Below are 17,176 nucleotides of genomic sequence, written 5' to 3'. Positions count from 1 at the left end.
CTCGTGCCCCTGCCGCCTGAACCGCTTCGCGGGCGGCGGACAGGAAAAGGGCCCCGCCGAATCGCTCCGACGGGGCCCTTCTCGTTTCATGGCGGCGAGGGGGTTATTCGCCTTCGGCCGGCTTGCTCGCCTCGCCCTCTTCGCCCTGCTGCAGGTATTCGCCCGCATCCGCGTCGGTGCCGTGGGTTTCCCCCTCGACCCGGGCCAGCGGATCGTCGCCCAGCGCGGCCTCGGAGCCCTGGGCCAGCTCGGCCTCGCGCTCTTCGGCGGCAGTCTGCGCGGCGAGCAGCGCTTCCTGCTGCTTCTTCCACGTCGCCCGCAGGGCCGCGTCGCGGCTGGAGGCGGTGACGCGCGCCCGGTTCATCGCCGCGCCGGTGCCGGCGGGGATGAGACGGCCCACGATCACGTTCTCCTTCAGGCCGACCAGCGTGTCCTTCTTGCCTTCGACGGCCGCCTGGGTGAGCACGCGGGTCGTTTCCTGGAACGACGCGGCGGAGATGAAGCTGCGGGTCTGCAGGCTGGCCTTGGTAATGCCGAGCAGGATCGGCGTGCCTTCGGCCGGCTTCTTGCCCTTGGCCAGCCTGGCGTTGACCTCGTTCATCTCGCCCAGGTCGACCTGTTCGCCCGGCAGCAGCGTGGTGTCGCCGCCATCGGTGATCTCGACCTTCTGCAGCATCTGGCGAACGATCACCTCGATGTGCTTGTCGTTGATCTTCACGCCCTGCAGTCGATAGACTTCCTGGATCTCGTTCACGAGGTACTCGGCCAGCGCCTCGACCCCCAGGACTTCCAGGATGTCGTGCGGATTGGGCGAGCCGGAGATCAGGGTGTCGCCCTTCTTGACGAAGTCGCCTTCCTGGACGTCGATCACCTTGGTCTTGGGGATCAGGTACTCGACCGGATCACCTTCCTCGGGAACGATCGCGATCTTGCGCTTGGCCTTGTACTCGCGGACGAACTCGATCTTGCCGGAGATCTTGGCGATGATCGCGTTGTCCTTCGGCACGCGCGCTTCGAACAGCTCGGCAACACGCGGCAGACCGCCGGTGATGTCGCGCGTCTTGGCGGCTTCGCGCGAGGCGCGGGCGAGGATGTCGCCCGCCTCGACCTGCTGGCCGTCCTCGACCGAGAGCGAAGTGCCGGGGGCGAGCATGTAGCGCGCGGCCTCGGTTTCCTCGCCCTTCTTGCCTTCCTCGCCCAGCAGGGTGAGGCGCGGGCGCAGGTCTTCCTTCTTCTTGCGGCCGCTGGTCCGCAGCTCGGTCACCACGCGCTGCGCGATGCCGGTGGCTTCGTCCACGCGCTCTTCCATCGTCGTGCCGTCGACCAGGTCCTGGTAGCGCACGACGCCCGACTGCTCGGTGATGATCGGCAGGGTGAACGGGTCCCACTCGGCCAGGCGGTCGCCTTCCTTCACCTGGGCCCCGTCCTCGAACATCAGGACGGTGCCGTAGGGCACCTTGTGGATCTCGCGCTCGCGCCCTTCGGCGTCGATCACGGCCAGCTCGCCATTGCGGGCGAGCGACAGGATCCGGCCCTTCTTGTCGGTAATGGTCGGCATGTCGCGATAGACGACCTTGCCGTCCGACACCGCCTCGAGGTGGGAGGTTTCGTTGAGCTGCGCGGCGCCGCCGATGTGGAAGGTCCGCATCGTCAGCTGCGTGCCCGGCTCGCCGATCGACTGGGCGGCGATCACGCCGACCGCCTCGCCGATGTTGACCGGCGTACCGCGCGCCAGGTCGCGGCCGTAGCAGCGGGCGCAGACGCCCTGTTCCGCCTCGCAGACCAGCGGCGAACGGATCTTGGCGACCTGCACTTCGGCATCCTCGATCGTCTTCACCATCGCCTCGTCGAGCAGGGTGCCCGCCTTGACGATGACTTCGCCGCTCGACGCATCGAGGATATCCTCGGCCACGGTCCGGCCCAGGATACGCTCGCCGAGCGAGGCGATGACCGAGCCGCCCTGCACGATGGCGCGCATTTCGAGGCTGTTTTCGGTCTTGCAGTCGTCTTCGACGATCACGCAGTCCTGCGACACGTCGACCAGGCGGCGGGTCAGGTAGCCCGAGTTCGCCGTCTTGAGCGCGGTGTCGGCGAGACCTTTACGAGCACCATGGGTCGAGTTGAAGTATTCAAGGACGGTCAGGCCTTCCTTGAAGTTCGAGATGATCGGCTGTTCGATGATCTCGCCCGACGGCTTGGCCATCAGGCCGCGCATCCCGGCGAGCTGCTTCATCTGGGCGGGCGAACCACGCGCGCCCGAATGGCTCATCATGTAGATCGAGTTGATCTCCGCCTCGCGGCCGTTCTCGTCCTTCGGCCGGGCCTTGATCATTTCCATCATCGCGTCGGCCACCTGGTCGCCGCAGCGGCTCCAGGCGTCGATCACCTTGTTGTACTTTTCCTGCTGGGTGATCAGACCGTCCTGGTACTGCTGTTCGTAGTCGGCGACGAGCGCCTTGGTTTCCTCGACCAGCTTTTCCTTCTCGCCCGGGATGATCATGTCGTCCTTGCCGAACGAGATGCCGGCGCGGAACGCGTGGCGGAAGCCGAGCGACATGATCGCGTCGGCGAACAGCACCGTGTCCTTCTGGCCGGTGTGGCGATAGACCTGGTCGATGACGTCGCCGATTTCTTTCTTGGTCAGCAGGCGGTTGACGATGTCGAACGGAACCTTGTGGCTCTTCGGCAGGCATTCGCCGATCAGCATGCGGCCCGGGGTCGTTTCGAACCGCTTCATCGCGATCTCGCCGTTCTCGTCCGCCTGCGGGACGCGGCTGATGATCTTGGAGTGCAGCGTGACCGCGCCGACGTGCAGCGCCTGGTGCACTTCGGCCATGTCGGCCAGGACCATGCCCTCGCCCGGCTCGCCCTCGCGGTCCATCGACAGGTAGTACAGGCCCAGGACCATGTCCTGCGACGGCACGATGATCGGCTTGCCGTTCGCGGGGCTGAGGATGTTGTTGGTGGACATCATCAGCACGCGCGCTTCCAGCTGCGCCTCGAGGCTCAGCGGGACGTGGACGGCCATCTGGTCGCCGTCGAAGTCGGCGTTGAACGCGGCGCAGACCAGCGGGTGCAGCTGGATCGCCTTGCCTTCGATCAGCACCGGCTCGAACGCCTGGATGCCGAGGCGGTGAAGCGTCGGCGCGCGGTTGAGCAGGACCGGGTGCTCGCGGATCACTTCATCCAGGATGTCCCAGACTTCCTTGCGTTCCTTCTCGACCCACTTCTTCGCCTGCTTGAGGGTCATCGACAGACCCTTGGCGTCGAGGCGGGCATAGATGAACGGCTTGAACAGCTCGAGCGCCATCTTCTTGGGCAGGCCGCACTGGTGCAGCTTGAGTTCCGGACCGGTCACGATGACCGAACGGCCCGAATAGTCGACGCGCTTGCCGAGCAGGTTCTGGCGGAAGCGGCCCTGCTTGCCCTTGAGCATGTCGCTGAGCGACTTGAGCGGGCGCTTGTTGGCGCCGGTGATCACGCGGCCGCGGCGGCCGTTGTCGAACAGCGCATCGACCGCTTCCTGCAGCATGCGCTTTTCATTGCGGACGATGATGTCCGGCGCGCGCAGTTCCATCAGGCGCTTCAACCGGTTGTTGCGGTTGATGACGCGGCGATAGAGGTCGTTGAGGTCCGAGGTCGCGAAACGGCCGCCGTCGAGCGGCACCAGCGGGCGCAGTTCGGGCGGGATGACCGGCACGACTTCGAGGATCATCCACTCGGGCCGGTTGCCCGATTCGATGAAGCTTTCGACGACCTTCAGGCGCTTGATGATCTTGGCCGGCTTGAGCTTCGACTTCGTCGTTTCCAGCTCTTCCAGCAGGTCGGCGCGTTCCTGCTCGAGGTCGAGGTCCATCAGCATGTTCTTCACCGCTTCGGCACCGATGCCGGCGGTGAAGGCGTCCTCGCCATATTCGTCCTGCGCCTCGAGAAGCTCGTCCTCGGTCAGCAGCTGGAACTTCTCGAGCGGGGTCAGGCCCGGCTCGGTGACGATATAGGCCTCGAAGTAGAGCACCCGCTCGAGCTGCTTGAGCTGCATGTCGAGCAGCAGGCCGATGCGGCTGGGCAGCGACTTGAGGAACCAGATGTGCGCGACCGGGGCGGCCAGCTCGATATGGCCCATGCGCTCGCGGCGGACCTTGGTCACGGTCACTTCGACGCCGCACTTCTCGCACACGACGCCCTTGTACTTCATGCGCTTGTACTTGCCGCACAGGCACTCGTAATCCTTCACCGGGCCGAAGATGCGCGCGCAGAACAGCCCGTCGCGCTCGGGCTTGAACGTGCGGTAGTTGATCGTTTCCGGCTTCTTGATCTCGCCGAACGACCAGGAACGGATGCGCTCGGGGCTGGCGATGCCGATCTGGATCTGGTCGAAGGTTTCCGGCTTCGCGAGCTGGTTGGTGAATTTGGTCAGTTCGTTCATGACTTCGTTTCCCTAGCGGGTGAATTCGCGGGCGGCGGGTGGAACGGGCTCGCGCCCGTCCCTTATTCCGCAGCCTCCGGCCACTGGTCCTCGTCGTCTTCCTCGTCGCTGAGCGACTTGAGTTCGACGTTGAGGCCCAGGCTGCGCATTTCCTTGACGAGCACGTTGAAGCTCTCCGGGATACCGGCCTCGAACGTGTCGTCGCCCTTGACGATCGCCTCGTAGACCTTCGTCCGGCCGATCACGTCGTCCGACTTCACGGTGAGGATTTCCTGCAGCGTGTAGGCAGCGCCGTAGGCCTGGAGCGCCCAGACTTCCATTTCCCCGAAGCGCTGGCCGCCGAACTGCGCCTTGCCGCCCAGCGGCTGCTGGGTGACGAGCGAGTAGGGGCCGATCGAGCGGGCGTGGATCTTGTCGTCGACCAGGTGGTGCAGCTTGAGCATGTACATGTGCCCGACGGTGACCTTGCGGTCGAAGGCGTCGCCGGTGCGCCCGTCGTAGAGCGTCACCTGGCCCGAGCCGTCGAGCCCGGCCCGTTCGAGCATCCGGGTCACGTCCGCCTCGCGCGCGCCGTCGAACACCGGGGTGCCCATCGGAACGCCCTTGGTCAGGTTGCCGGCCAGCTCGACGATCTCGGTCGGCGAACGCGCCTCGATCTCGTCGTGGTACTGCTCGCCGTAGACTTCCTTCAGCTTCTCGCGCACCGCTTCCGGCGGCTTGCCGGCCTGCGGATCGGGGTTGGCTGCGCGCCAGTCTTCCAGCGCGGCGGCGACCTGCTGGCCGAGACCGCGCGCGGCCATGCCGAGGTGCGTCTCGAAGATCTGCCCGACGTTCATGCGCGAAGGCACGCCCAGCGGGTTCAGCACCATGTCCACCGGGGTGCCGTCTTCCATGAACGGCATGTCCTCGACCGGCAGGACGCGGCTGATGATACCCTTGTTCCCGTGGCGCCCGGCCATCTTGTCGCCGGTCTGCAGCTTGCGCTTCACCGCGACGAAGACCTTGACCATCTTCAGCACGCCGGGGGCGAGCTCGTCACCGCGTTCGAGCTTCTCCTTGCGGTCCTCGAACTTCTCCTCGATGCCCTTCACCGCCTCGTCGTACTGCGACTTGACCGCTTCGAGCTGTGCCTGGCGGTTGTCGTCGGCGACCGCGAACTTGAACCACTCGTGGCGCTCGACGCTCTCGAGAACCTCCTCGGTGATCTCGGTGCCCTTCTTCACGCCCTTGGGCGCTGCCGAGGCGGTCTGCCCCAGCAGCATGTCGCGCAGGCGGTTGTAGGTCGCGCGGTTGAGGATCGCGCGTTCATCCTGGCTGTCCTTGCGCAGGCGCTCGATTTCCTCGTTCTGGATCGCGCGGGTACGGTCGTCGATCTCGATCCCGTGGCGGTTGAACACGCGGACTTCGACCACCGTGCCCGAAACGCCCGGCGGCAGGCGGAGCGAGGTGTCGCGCACGTCGCTGGCCTTTTCGCCGAAGATCGCGCGCAGGAGCTTTTCCTCCGGCGTCATCGGGCTTTCGCCCTTGGGCGTGATCTTGCCGCACAGGATGTCGCCCGGGTGCACTTCGGCGCCGATGTAGACGATGCCCGCCTCGTCGAGGTTGCGCAGCGCTTCCTCACCGACATTGGGAATGTCGCGGGTGATGTCTTCCGGGCCGAGCTTCGTGTCGCGGGCCATGACTTCGAATTCCTCGATATGGATCGAGGTGAAGACGTCGTCCTTCACGATGCGTTCGGAGATGAGGATCGAGTCCTCGTAGTTGTAGCCGTTCCAGGGCATGAAGGCGACGAGGCTGTTCTTGCCCAGCGCCAGCTCGCCCAGGTCGGTCGAGGGGCCGTCGGCGATGATGTCGCCCGGCTCGACCGTGTCGCCCACCTTCACCAGCGGGCGCTGGTTGATGCAGGTGTTCTGGTTCGAGCGCTGGAACTTCTGCAGCGTGTAGATGTCGACGCCCGACTGGCCGGGTTCGACGTCGCCGATCGCGCGGATCACGATGCGGGTCGCGTCGACCTGGTCGACCACGCCGCCGCGGGTCGCGGTGATCGCGGCGCCCGAATCGCGGGCCACGGTCTCTTCCATCCCGGTGCCGACGAAGGGCGCCTCCGCCCGCACCAGCGGCACGGCCTGGCGCTGCATGTTCGAACCCATCAGCGCGCGGTTGGCGTCGTCGTTCTCGAGGAACGGGATCAGCGACGCGGCGACCGAGACGAGCTGCTTGGGGCTGACGTCCATCAGCGTGATCTGTTCACGCGGGAGCATCACGAACTCGCCTTCCTGGCGGGCCGAAACCAGCTCCTCGACGAACGAGCCGTCGTCGTTGAGCTCGGCCGAAGCCTGCGCGACGGCGTGCTTCTGCTCCTCCATCGCCGACAGGTAGATCACCTCGCCGGTGACCTTGCCGTTCTCCACCTTGCGGTACGGGGTCTCGATGAAGCCGTACTTGTTGACGCGGGCGAAGGTCGAAAGCGAGTTGATCAGGCCGATGTTCGGGCCTTCGGGCGTCTCGATCGGGCAGATCCGGCCATAGTGGGTCGGGTGAACGTCGCGCACCTCGAAGCCCGCCCGCTCGCGCGTCAGGCCGCCCGGGCCAAGCGCCGAGACGCGGCGCTTGTGGGTGACTTCGGACAGCGGGTTGGTCTGGTCCATGAACTGCGAGAGCTGCGACGAACCGAAGAACTCGCGCACGGCGGCGACCGCCGGCTTGGCGTTGATCAGGTCGTTCGGCATGACGGTCGAGACATCGACGCTGCTCATGCGCTCCTTGACCGCGCGTTCCATGCGTAGCAGGCCGACGCGGTACTGGTTTTCCAGCAGTTCGCCGACCGAGCGCACGCGACGGTTGCCGAGATTGTCGATGTCGTCGACTTCGCCCTTGCCGTCCTTCAGGCCGACCAGTTCCTTCACCACGGTCAGGATGTCTTCCTTGCGCAGCGTGGTGACGGTGTCCTCGGCATCGAGGCCGAGACGCATGTTGAGCTTGACCCGGCCGACGGCCGAGAGGTCGTAGCGTTCGGAATCGAAGAACAGCCCTTCGAACAGCGCCTCCGCCGTTTCCTTCGTCGGCGGTTCGCCGGGGCGCATGACCTTGTAGATCGCCTCCAGCCCCTCGTCGCGGTTCTCGGCCTTGTCGACCTTCAGCGTGTTGCGGATCCACGGGCCGGTGTTGACGTGATCGATGTCGAGCAGCTCGATCCGGTCCACGCCCGCCTTGTCCAGCAGTTCCAGATTTTCGGGGCCGACTTCGTCGCCGGCCTCGATCCAGATGCGGCCGGTCGATTCGTCGATCATGTCGTTCGCGGCGTAGCGGCCGATGATCTCCTCGGTCGGGATCAGGAGGTTTTCCAGCCCGTCCTTCTTCGCCTTGTTGGCGGCGCGCGGCGAGATCTTCTGGTTGGCGGCGAAGATCTCTTCACCGGTTGCGGCATCGACCAGCGGGAAAGCCGGCTTGGCCCCCCGCCACTGTTCGGGCACGAACGGCATCTTCCAGCCTTCACCGGTCTTGCCCGACACGCGTTCCCAGGCGACGGTGTCGTAGAAATAGTGGAGGATCTCCTCGCTATCGAGGCCCAGCGCATAGAGCAGCGCGGTGACCGGCAGCTTGCGCTTGCGGTCGATGCGCACGTTCACGATGTCCTTCGCGTCGAACTCGAAATCGAGCCACGAGCCGCGATAGGGGATCACGCGGGCAGCGAACAGCAACTTGCCCGACGAGTGCGTCTTGCCCCGGTCGTGGTCGAACAGGACACCCGGCGAACGGTGCATCTGCGACACGATCACGCGCTCGGTACCGTTGATCAGGAAGGTGCCGTTCTCGGTCATGAGCGGCATGTCGCCCATGTAGACGTCCTGCTCCTTGATATCGAGGACGGAGCGGGTCTCGGTCTCCTGGTCCACCTCGAACACGATCAGGCGCAGCGTGACCTTCATCGGCGCAGCGTAAGTGATGCCGCGCTGGCGGCACTCGGTCGTGTCGTACTTCGGCGGCTCGAGCTCGTAGTGAACGAAATCCAGCTCGGCCGTTCCGGCGAAGTCGCGAATCGGGAAGACCGAGCGCAGGGTCTTCTCCAGGCCGGAGACATAGCCGGTGGCCGGATCGGAGCGCAGGAACTGCTCGTAACTTTCCCGCTGCACCTCGATCAGGTTGGGCATCTGGACGACTTCGTGGATGTCGCCGAAAATCTTGCGGATGCGCTTCTTCGCGGTGCCGGTGTTGGCCGATGCCTTGGGGCCGGCCGCCTTTGCCTTGGTCGCCATGGAGGTGATTCGCCTCTTTCCTTATGCGCGCGGTCGATGCGCGCGCCCAGATTCAGTTACTCGCACTGCGCAGTGAATGCGGAAGGCCATATTCGACGCAAAAACAGCCGCATGCCAGGATGCCGCCCGTTCCGGGGCCGCTGGCTGCAGCTGGTCGTATCGTCGCGATATGGCAGTGTGCAGCTTCTATTCTGGCACCGACCCCGCGCATGATCGGCCTGTCTCGAAGCTGACGTGTGCGCGCCATTTAAGGCCGCTGCGCGCTGGCGTCAACCGGGCAGGCGCCCCGCGCCGGGCCGGCGGGAACATATGGGGCGCCCACCAATTCCCTGTATCGGTTGACGATTTTCGGCCGAACGGCTTAGCTGCCCGGCAGGCGACGGAGTCGCGCCGCCGGCCCTGGCCGCAGGCGAATGTGCGGCCCCGGCCGCAGGCGGGTGGCGGGCACGGCCCGGACCCGGATGGAACGACAGCAGCCCGGCCCCGGCCGGACAGACCCCGAGGGGAGGAGAAGACGATGAAGAAGCTTGCCATTATCGCCGCGCCGCTGGTGCTGGGCATCGCCGCATGCGACGGCCCCGCCGAAGAGCGCGGGGAAGAGCTGGACGACGTGGTCGAGGCCGAGGGCGAAGTCATCGACGAGCAGGCCGAGCTGGCGGAGGCCCAGGCCGAACTGGCCGAGGAAAGCGCCGATGTCGCCGACGAGGCCGGCAATGAAGGGCAGTCGGCCAAGATGGAGCAGACCGCGCAGGAGATCGAGCAGCAGGCCGAGGCGCTCGAAGACACTGCCGACGGCATCTGATTCCGCGCGGTCGGGCCGGCCGGCACCGGCCATGGCTTGACTTGCACGGGGATTTCACTAGAGGCCCGCCACGACCGGCGGGCCTCTTTGCGTCTACCCGGTCATCCGTCCGAGACAGTCGGTGAACGGCCAGCGGCCGCTCTTAATTTCCGACCGAGGCGGGGAAAAGAGATTTCGCGGGGTCCGGCACGGCCGCCCCGCATCGCACGCTTGGCGTGTCTCCTTCCCTTGTCGAACGGACTGCCCCGTACCGGTTAGCGGTGCGGAGCGATGTGAGCCGGCCGTGCCCGCGCCAGCGGGAGCGGCCATTTGTGAAGGAGTATGGCATGGATCGTTCGCAGAAAACCGAAGCGGTCGCCCAGCTCAACGCGGTCTTCAACGAGGTCGGCGTGGTGGTCGTCACCCGCAACCTCGGCCTGACGGTGGCCCAGTCCACCGATCTGCGCTCGAAGATGCGCGAAGCCGGCGCGTCCTACAAGGTTGCGAAGAACCGTCTTGCCAAGCTCGCCCTGAAGGAAACCCAGTACGAAGGTCTCGAGGAATATCTCTCGGGCCCGACGGCACTGGCCTGGTCGGAAGACCCGGTCGCGGCTGCCAAGGCCGCGGTGGACTTCGCCAAGACCACCGACAAGCTCGAAATCGTCGGTGGTTCCATGGGCGGGCAGCTGCTCGACGAAGCCGGGGTCAAGGCGCTTGCCTCGATGCCCTCGCTCGACGAGCTGCGCGGCACCCTGGTGGGCCTCGTCAACGCCCCGGCGACAAAGATCGCCCGGGTCGTCAACGAACCCGCTTCCAAGCTCGCCCGCGTCTTCGGTGCCTATGGCGCCAAGGAAGCGGCGTAAGCGGTTTTTCGCACACGCGTTTTTTCCGGGGCTCCGCCCCAGCCGACAAGATTTATCTGGAGTGAAACATCATGGCCGATATCGCCAAGCTGGTTGAAGAACTTTCGAAACTGACCGTCCTCGAGGCGGCCGAACTCGCCAAGGCGCTGGAAGAAGAGTGGGGCGTTTCCGCCGCCGCTGCCGTCGCCGTTGCCGGCCCCGCCGCCGGCGGTGGCGAAGCTGCTGCTGCCGAAGAGAAGGACGAATTCGACGTCGTCCTGACCGGCGACGGTGGCAAGAAGATCCAGGTCATCAAGGAAGTCCGCGCCATCACCGGCCTGGGCCTGACCGAGGCGAAGGCCCTGGTCGAAGGCGCGCCCAAGCCGCTGAAGGAAGGCGTGGCCAAGGCCGAAGCCGAAGAAATCAAGAGCAAGATCGAAGCCGCCGGCGGCACGGTCGAGCTCAAGTAAGGCTTCTCGCCTTCGAGCATTTCGGGAAGGGCGGTGCCGGAAGGCGCCGCCCTTTTCGTTTGCGCCTGCCGTTCCGGGCGCCCCGCGTCGGGGCGATCGCCCGCCCGGACGCTCCCGGATCAGAGCGTTTCGAGATAGGCGATGATCGCCGCGCGCTCTTCCGCCGAACGGACCCCGGCGAACGCCATCTTGGTGCCCGGCACCACGCCGCGCGGATCGGCGAGGTAGGCATCGAGCGTGCGCGCATCCCAGACGAGGCCCGAATCGCGCAGGGCGCGGCTATAGGCATATGTCGGCTCGTGCCCCGCCGGGGCGCCGAAAACCCCGGCAAGCGACGGGCCGATCCCGTTGCGGCCGGGCACGGTGGCATGGCAGGTCGCGCAGCGTGCGAATGCTGGCGGGCGGGCGCCTTCGCCTGCCGCGGCAAGCGCGGGCCCGGGGGCGCCCCCGGCATTGCCCGCCGGCGCCTCCCCCCCGTCGCAACCCGCCAGCGCCAGCGCGCCGAGCGCAAGAATCCAGCCCCGTCTCATCGCCAGCGGTCCATGCCGCCGCCCGCCGCGCGGCGCAAGCTGTGGCCCCATGGCCGCACCCGTCGGCGAACCGTGCCGGGGCCGAAAAATCCGCTTCCTCGCCGCCACCGGCAACCCTATCCGGGACGGCTTTATGTCGAACGCAGGTATCCTCCCCGGGGCCGGCCCCCACCCCTGGCGCACCGAGCTGGGCGCGACGTTCCGTCTCGCCTGGCCGCTGGCGCTCGCCAACCTGCTGCAGATGCTGACATATGCGGTGGACGTGATCTTCATCGCGCGGCTGGGGGAGGCGCCGCTCGCCGCCTCGGCCGTGGCGGTGGCGGTCTTCGGCCTCGTGCTCTGGGCGCTCTCGGGCCTGACCGGGGCGGTCGCGCCGCTGATCGCGGAGGAACTGGGCGCGCGCCCCCCGGCCCTGCGCCCGGTGCGCCGGGCGACGCGCATGGCGCTGTGGCTGGCGGTGCTGTCGGGCGCGGCGGGCATGGGCCTGTGCCTCCTGCTCGAACCGCTGATGCGCGCGACCGGCCAGCAGGAGGAAATCATCGCGCTCGCCACCGCCTACAACCTGGTGATCATCTGGTCGCTGGTCCCGATGGTGATCAACAACGTCCTGCGCAATTTCGTCTCCGCGCTCGGCCGGCCGGTCTTCGCCACCGCGATCACGGCGGCGGGGATCGGCGTCAACGCGCTTGCCAACTATGCTTTCATCTTCGGCAACCTCGGCGCGCCCGAGCTGGGGCTGCGCGGGGCGGCGGTGGCGACGATCGCCACCGGGGTGACGACGATGCTCGCCTATATCCTCGCCATCCGTCTCGACCCGCGGCTGCACCGCTATCACATCTTCGGGTTCTGGTGGCGCGCGGACTGGCAGCGGATGATGCAGATCGTGCGCATCGGCACCCCGATCGCGCTGACGATCACCGCGGAGGCGGGGATCTTCGGCGCGGCCGCGTTCCTGATGGGCAATATCGGCACGCCGCAGCTCGCCGCGCATACGGTGGCGCTGCAGATCGCGGCCCTCGCCTTCCAGGTGCCGTTCGGCATCGGCCAGGCGGCGACGATCCGCGTCGGCTATTTCTTCGGCGCGCGCGATCGCGCCGGGATGCAGCGCGCGGGGTGGACCGCGATCGCGATGGGCACCGGCTTCATGGCCGTTACCGCGACGGCCATGATCGTCATCCCGAAGCCGCTGCTGGCGATCTACGTCGATCCCTGGGCGCCGGAGAACGCCGTCCTGGTCGCCTTCGCCCTGCAATACCTGGTTATCGCCGCGGCCTTCCAGCTGTTCGACGGGGTCCAGGCGGTCGCCGCCGGCGCGCTGCGCGGGCTGCAGGACACGCGCATCCCGATGTGGATCGCGATCTTCAGTTACTGGGTGCCCGGCATGGGCGTGGCGCTCGCGCTCGGCTTCGCCACCCCGCTGGAAGGGCGCGGGGTCTGGATCGGGCTTGCCACCGGGCTGACGGTCGCCGCCCTGCTGCTGGTCTGGCGGTGGCAGAAACGCGACGCCCTGGGCCTGACCACGCGCTCCCCGCCGGCCGGCGCGCCCGCCCCCGCGCTCGCCTGATTCCGCAGCCCCGCGCACCGGCGCGCAATTTTTGCCGCCGGCGCTGTTGACTCGCCCCCGCGCCGTTCACATATGCGCCTCGCTGGCACTCTCGACCCGAGAGTGCCAGACCAGATCATCCACTCTTAGCGAAAGAGGTCACACCAATGGCATTTCGTCCGCTGCACGACCGCGTCCTGGTCCGTCGCATCGAAGCCGAAGAAAAGACCGCCGGGGGCATCATCATCCCCGACAGCGCCAAGGAAAAGCCGAGCGAGGGCGAAGTCGTCGCCGTCGGTTCGGGCGCCAAGGCGGAGGACGGCACGGTCACCCCGCTCGACGTCAAGGCAGGCGATCGCGTGCTGTTCGGCAAGTGGTCCGGCACCGAGGTCAAGCTCGACGGCGAAGACCTGCTGATCATGAAGGAAAGCGACATCCTGGGCATCATCGGCTGATAGCCGCGCCCACCCGGATGGACGTCTTCAAACAACCTCAGAAATTCCAGGAGAATCACCAATGGCTGCCAAGGACGTGAAGTTTTCGCGCGACGCGCGCGAACGCATCCTCGCCGGCGTCGACACGCTGGCCAACGCCGTGAAGGTCACCCTCGGCCCCAAGGGCCGCAACGTCGTGATCGACAAGAGCTTCGGCGCGCCGCGCATCACCAAGGACGGCGTCACCGTCGCCAAGGAAATCGAGCTTTCCGACAAGTTCGAGAACATGGGCGCCCAGATGCTGCGCGAAGTCGCCAGCAAGGCGAACGACGCCGCCGGCGACGGCACCACGACCGCGACGGTCCTGGCCCAGTCGATCGTGCGCGAAGGCATGAAGTCGGTCGCCGCGGGCATGAACCCGATGGACCTGAAGCGCGGCATCGACCTGGCCGTGGGCAAGGTGGTCGAGAACCTCAAGAGCCGTTCGAAGGACGTTTCCGGTTCGTCCGAGATCGCCCAGGTCGGCGTGATCTCGGCCAACGGCGACCGTGAAGTCGGCGAGAAGATCGCCGAGGCGATGGAGAAAGTCGGCAAGGAAGGCGTCATCACCGTCGAGGAGGCCAAGGGCCTCGAATTCGAACTCGACGTGGTCGAAGGCATGCAGTTCGATCGCGGCTACCTCAGCCCGTACTTCATCACCAACCCGGAAAAGATGACGGTCGAGCTCGAGAACCCGTACATCCTGATCCACGAGAAGAAGCTGTCGAACCTGCAGTCGATGCTGCCGGTGCTCGAAGCGGCTGTCCAGTCGGGCCGTCCGCTGCTGATCATCGCGGAAGACATCGAGGGCGAGGCGCTGGCCACCCTCGTGGTCAACAAGCTGCGCGGCGGCCTGAAGGTCGCGGCGGTCAAGGCGCCGGGCTTCGGCGATCGTCGCAAGGCCATGCTGCAGGACATCGCGATCCTGACCAAGGGCGAGATGATCAGCGAAGATCTCGGCATCAAGCTCGAGAACGTCACGCTGAACATGCTCGGCCAGGCCAAGAAGGTCACCATCGACAAGGACAACACGACCATCGTCGATGGCGCCGGCGACGCCGAGGACATCAAGGCGCGCGTGGGCGAGATCCGCACGCAGATCGACAACACCACCAGCGACTATGACCGCGAGAAGCTGCAGGAGCGTCTCGCCAAGCTCGCCGGCGGCGTTGCCGTGATCAAGGTCGGCGGTGCGACCGAAGTCGAGGTGAAGGAACGCAAGGACCGCGTCGACGACGCGCTCCACGCGACCCGCGCCGCGGTGGAAGAAGGCATCGTCCCGGGCGGCGGCACGGCCCTGCTCTACGCGACGACCGCGATCGCCGATCTCAAGGGCGCGAACGACGACCAGACGCGCGGCGTCGACATCGTCCGCCGTGCGCTCCAGGCGCCGATCCGCCAGATCGCCGAGAACGCCGGCCACGACGGCGCCGTCGTCGCGGGCAAGCTGATCGACGGCAACGACGATTCGCTGGGCTTCAACGCGGCCACCGACACTTACGAGAACCTCGTGAACGCCGGCGTGATCGACCCGACCAAGGTCGTGCGTACCGCGCTGCAGGACGCGGCCTCGGTCGCCGGCCTGCTGATCACCACCGAAGCGGCGGTGAGCGAGAAGCCGGAAGACAAGCCGGCCGCGGCCCCCGCGATGCCCGACATGGGCGGTATGGGCGGCATGGGCTTCTAAGCCCGGCGGCACATCGGGCCTCCGCCGGCGCGGAGGCTCGCCAGGACACCGAGGAGGCCCGGCGGAGCGATCCGCCGGGCCTTTCTCGTGCGTCCGGGCACAATAGCCGCGCCCCGCCGTTGAGCGCGTGAACCACCAGGATGACGCGCGGGGCCCGCGCCGGTCGTGCAGGCGCGGGGCGCCGCCGGAAAGGCGCGACCTTGACCGACCACGAGAGCCAACGCGAAACCATGGTGCGGCGCCAGCTGCGCGCCCGCGGTATCGCCAACGACCACGTCCTGCAGGCTTTCCGCGAAGTCCCGCGCGAACGCTTCGTGCCGGACGATCTGGCCGAGTTCGCCTACGACGACAGCCCCCTGCCGATCGGCGAAGGGCAGACGATCTCGCAGCCCTATATCGTCGCCAGCATGATCGAGGCGGCCGAGGTCGAGCCGGGCGACCGCGTGCTCGAAGTCGGGGCCGGCTCGGGCTACGCCGCCGCCCTGCTCTCGCGCATCGCCGCGCGCGTCTTCGCCGTCGAACGCCACGCGGTCCTGGCCCGCGAGGCGCGCGAGCGCGCCGCAACGCTGGGATATGCCAACCTGGACATCATCGCCGGCGACGGAATGGAGGGCCTTCCCGAAGAGGCCCCGTTCGACGCGATCCTGGTCGCCGCCCGCGGCATCGAGGTGCCCGAGGCGCTGAAACGCCAGCTCGCGATCGGCGGGCGCATGATCATCCCGGTCGGTGGCGAAGACGTCCAGCAGCTGCGCTGCCTGGTGCGCCGGGCCGAAGAGACGTGGGACAGCCACGACATCGCGCCGGTGCGCTTCGTGCCCCTGCTACCCGGCTCGGTGCCGGAAAACGGTACGCGCGCGGCGAGCGACCACCGTCCCGCGCGCGAGAAGGGCGTGAGCGAGCTGATCGCCGAGGCCGCCGTCCCGCTGCCCGCGATCGACGACCCGGCCTTCGCAAGAGCTTTCGACCGGTTCGCCGACCGCCGCGTCGTCATGCTCGGCGAATCGAGCCACGGGACGCACGAGTTCTACGCCGCGCGGGCCGCGATCACGCAGCACCTCGTCCGCCATCACGGCTTCACCGTGGTCGCGGTGGAGGGCGACTGGCCCGATGCCGCCGCCTACGACCGCTACGTTCGCGGCCGCCCGCAGCGCGAGGGGGCGCCGTCGCCGTTTCGCCGCTTCCCCACCTGGATGTGGCGCAACACCGTGATGCCCGGTTTCCTCCAGGGCCTGCGGGAAATCAACGCGGGCCGCGACGATGCAGACAAGGCCGGTTTCTACGGGCTCGACATCTACAACATGTCCGGATCGATCGAGGCGGTGCTCGCCTATCTCGACGAGCACGATCCCCGGGCCGCCGCCGTCGCGCGCGAGCGATATGGCTGCCTGACCCCGTGGCAGGCCGATCCGGCGACCTACGGCCGGGCCGCGCTGCGCCGCGGCTATGCCGAGTGCGAGGACGCCGTCGTCGCCCAGTGCCGCGACCTGCTGGAGCAGGCGCTCGCGCATGATGGCGAGAGCTTCGGCGCGGCGATGAACGCGCGGCTCGTCGCCTCGGCGGAGCGCTATTACCGCGTCATGTATTACGGCGGGCCGGAAAGCTGGAACTTGCGCGACAGCCACATGGCCGAAACGCTCGAGCACCTGCTGGACGAGCGCGGCCCCGGGGCGAAGGCCGTGGTCTGGGCGCACAACAGCCACATCGGCGATGCCCGCGCGACCGAGATGGGCGCGGCCCGCGGCGAACACAACATCGGCCAGCTCGCGCGCGAGCGATGGGGCGAGGACGTCGCCCTGGTCGGTTTCGGCACGCATGGCGGAACGGTGACCGCGGCCAGCGACTGGGACGCGGAGCGCGAGGTCAAGCGCATCGTCCCCTCGCGCGGCGACAGCTTCGAGCGGCTGTGCCACGACAGCGGAACGGCCCGCTTCCTGCTCGACCTGTCGGCCGGCGACGCCGCGGCCCGGCGCCTGCGCGAGCCGCTGCTCGAACGCTTCATCGGGGTGATCTATCGCCCCGAGACCGAGCGCTGGAGCCATTACAGCGAGGCCGTGCCGGCCGACCAGTTCGATGCCTGGGCCTGGTTCGACGAGACCCGCGCGCTCGAGCCGCTCGTGCGGCAGGAGCCGCACGGGCAGCCGCCCGAGACCTGGCCGTTCGGGCTCTAG

10 protein-coding genes are annotated in these 17,176 nt (G+C 67.4%); 7 read left to right on the top strand and 3 right to left on the bottom strand.

Annotated elements, in window-relative coordinates:
• Nucleotides 1-103 precede the first annotated feature (103 nt).
• Both rpoC and rpoB read right to left on the bottom strand, forming a co-directional pair.
• Nucleotides 104-4,426, bottom strand: coding sequence for a DNA-directed RNA polymerase subunit beta' (rpoC, locus tag GRI72_RS13445; protein ID WP_160734434.1), 4,323 nt, complete (start codon nucleotides 4,424-4,426; stop codon nucleotides 104-106).
• Between the two features lie 62 nt (nucleotides 4,427-4,488).
• Entirely contained in the window at nucleotides 4,489-8,682 is a 4,194-nt protein-coding gene (gene rpoB / locus GRI72_RS13440) for a DNA-directed RNA polymerase subunit beta (RefSeq protein WP_160734433.1), read from the bottom strand.
• A 517-nt stretch (nucleotides 8,683-9,199) separates the two neighbouring features.
• Here rpoB and GRI72_RS13435 point away from each other — a divergent pair.
• The 3 genes from GRI72_RS13435 to rplL all read left to right on the top strand — a co-directional run bounded on the left by GRI72_RS13435 (nucleotide 9,200) and on the right by rplL (nucleotide 10,775).
• The gene (locus GRI72_RS13435; protein ID WP_160734432.1) at nucleotides 9,200-9,484 is read left to right on the top strand and encodes a hypothetical protein; all 285 of its coding nucleotides are present in this window, start codon (nucleotides 9,200-9,202) and stop codon (nucleotides 9,482-9,484) included.
• A 326-nt stretch (nucleotides 9,485-9,810) separates the two neighbouring features.
• The gene (gene rplJ / locus GRI72_RS13430; RefSeq protein ID WP_160734431.1) at nucleotides 9,811-10,326 is read left to right on the top strand and encodes a 50S ribosomal protein L10; all 516 of its coding nucleotides are present in this window, start codon (nucleotides 9,811-9,813) and stop codon (nucleotides 10,324-10,326) included.
• A gap of 71 nt (nucleotides 10,327-10,397) precedes the next feature.
• Entirely contained in the window at nucleotides 10,398-10,775 is a 378-nt protein-coding gene (rplL, locus tag GRI72_RS13425; protein ID WP_160734430.1) for a 50S ribosomal protein L7/L12, read from the top strand.
• A 119-nt stretch (nucleotides 10,776-10,894) separates the two neighbouring features.
• Here rplL and GRI72_RS13420 read toward each other — a convergent pair whose 3' ends face one another.
• The gene (locus GRI72_RS13420; RefSeq protein ID WP_160734429.1) at nucleotides 10,895-11,305 is read right to left on the bottom strand and encodes a c-type cytochrome; all 411 of its coding nucleotides are present in this window, start codon (nucleotides 11,303-11,305) and stop codon (nucleotides 10,895-10,897) included.
• A gap of 133 nt (nucleotides 11,306-11,438) precedes the next feature.
• Between GRI72_RS13420 and GRI72_RS13415 the strand changes: the two genes are divergently transcribed.
• From GRI72_RS13415 to GRI72_RS13400, 4 genes are all read left to right on the top strand, one after another.
• Nucleotides 11,439-12,869: an MATE family efflux transporter gene (locus GRI72_RS13415; protein ID WP_160734428.1), complete on the top strand. Its 1,431-nt coding sequence runs from the start codon at nucleotides 11,439-11,441 to the stop codon at nucleotides 12,867-12,869.
• Between the two features lie 146 nt (nucleotides 12,870-13,015).
• Nucleotides 13,016-13,303 (top strand): co-chaperone GroES, encoded by a 288-nt coding sequence (gene groES, locus GRI72_RS13410; protein WP_160734427.1) that lies wholly within the window; start codon nucleotides 13,016-13,018, stop codon nucleotides 13,301-13,303.
• Between the two features lie 61 nt (nucleotides 13,304-13,364).
• A complete protein-coding gene (gene groL / locus GRI72_RS13405) occupies nucleotides 13,365-15,008 on the top strand; it encodes a chaperonin GroEL (RefSeq protein WP_160734426.1) in 1,644 nt (547 codons plus the stop codon).
• Nucleotides 15,009-15,208: 200 nt separating this feature from the next.
• Nucleotides 15,209-17,176 carry a protein-L-isoaspartate(D-aspartate) O-methyltransferase gene (locus tag GRI72_RS13400; protein WP_237487188.1) on the top strand — a complete coding sequence of 656 codons (1,968 nt, stop codon included), beginning with the start codon at nucleotides 15,209-15,211 and terminating at the stop codon, nucleotides 17,174-17,176.

The organism is Pelagerythrobacter marinus, from assembly GCF_009827515.1.
GTDB classification, from domain to species: Bacteria; Pseudomonadota; Alphaproteobacteria; order Sphingomonadales; family Sphingomonadaceae; genus Pelagerythrobacter; species Pelagerythrobacter marinus.
This window is presented reverse-complemented; position numbering and strand designations above follow the sequence as displayed.

Coding starts and splice junctions, on each gene's coding strand:
- rpoC (WP_160734434.1), bottom strand. CDS start 4,426: ATGAACGAACTGACCAAATTCACCAACCAGCTCGCGAAGCCGGAAACC.
- rpoB (WP_160734433.1), bottom strand. CDS start 8,682: ATGGCGACCAAGGCAAAGGCGGCCGGCCCCAAGGCATCGGCCAACACC.
- GRI72_RS13435 (WP_160734432.1), top strand. CDS start 9,200: ATGAAGAAGCTTGCCATTATCGCCGCGCCGCTGGTGCTGGGCATCGCC.
- rplJ (WP_160734431.1), top strand. CDS start 9,811: ATGGATCGTTCGCAGAAAACCGAAGCGGTCGCCCAGCTCAACGCGGTC.
- rplL (WP_160734430.1), top strand. CDS start 10,398: ATGGCCGATATCGCCAAGCTGGTTGAAGAACTTTCGAAACTGACCGTC.
- GRI72_RS13420 (WP_160734429.1), bottom strand. CDS start 11,305: ATGAGACGGGGCTGGATTCTTGCGCTCGGCGCGCTGGCGCTGGCGGGT.
- GRI72_RS13415 (WP_160734428.1), top strand. CDS start 11,439: ATGTCGAACGCAGGTATCCTCCCCGGGGCCGGCCCCCACCCCTGGCGC.
- groES (WP_160734427.1), top strand. CDS start 13,016: ATGGCATTTCGTCCGCTGCACGACCGCGTCCTGGTCCGTCGCATCGAA.
- groL (WP_160734426.1), top strand. CDS start 13,365: ATGGCTGCCAAGGACGTGAAGTTTTCGCGCGACGCGCGCGAACGCATC.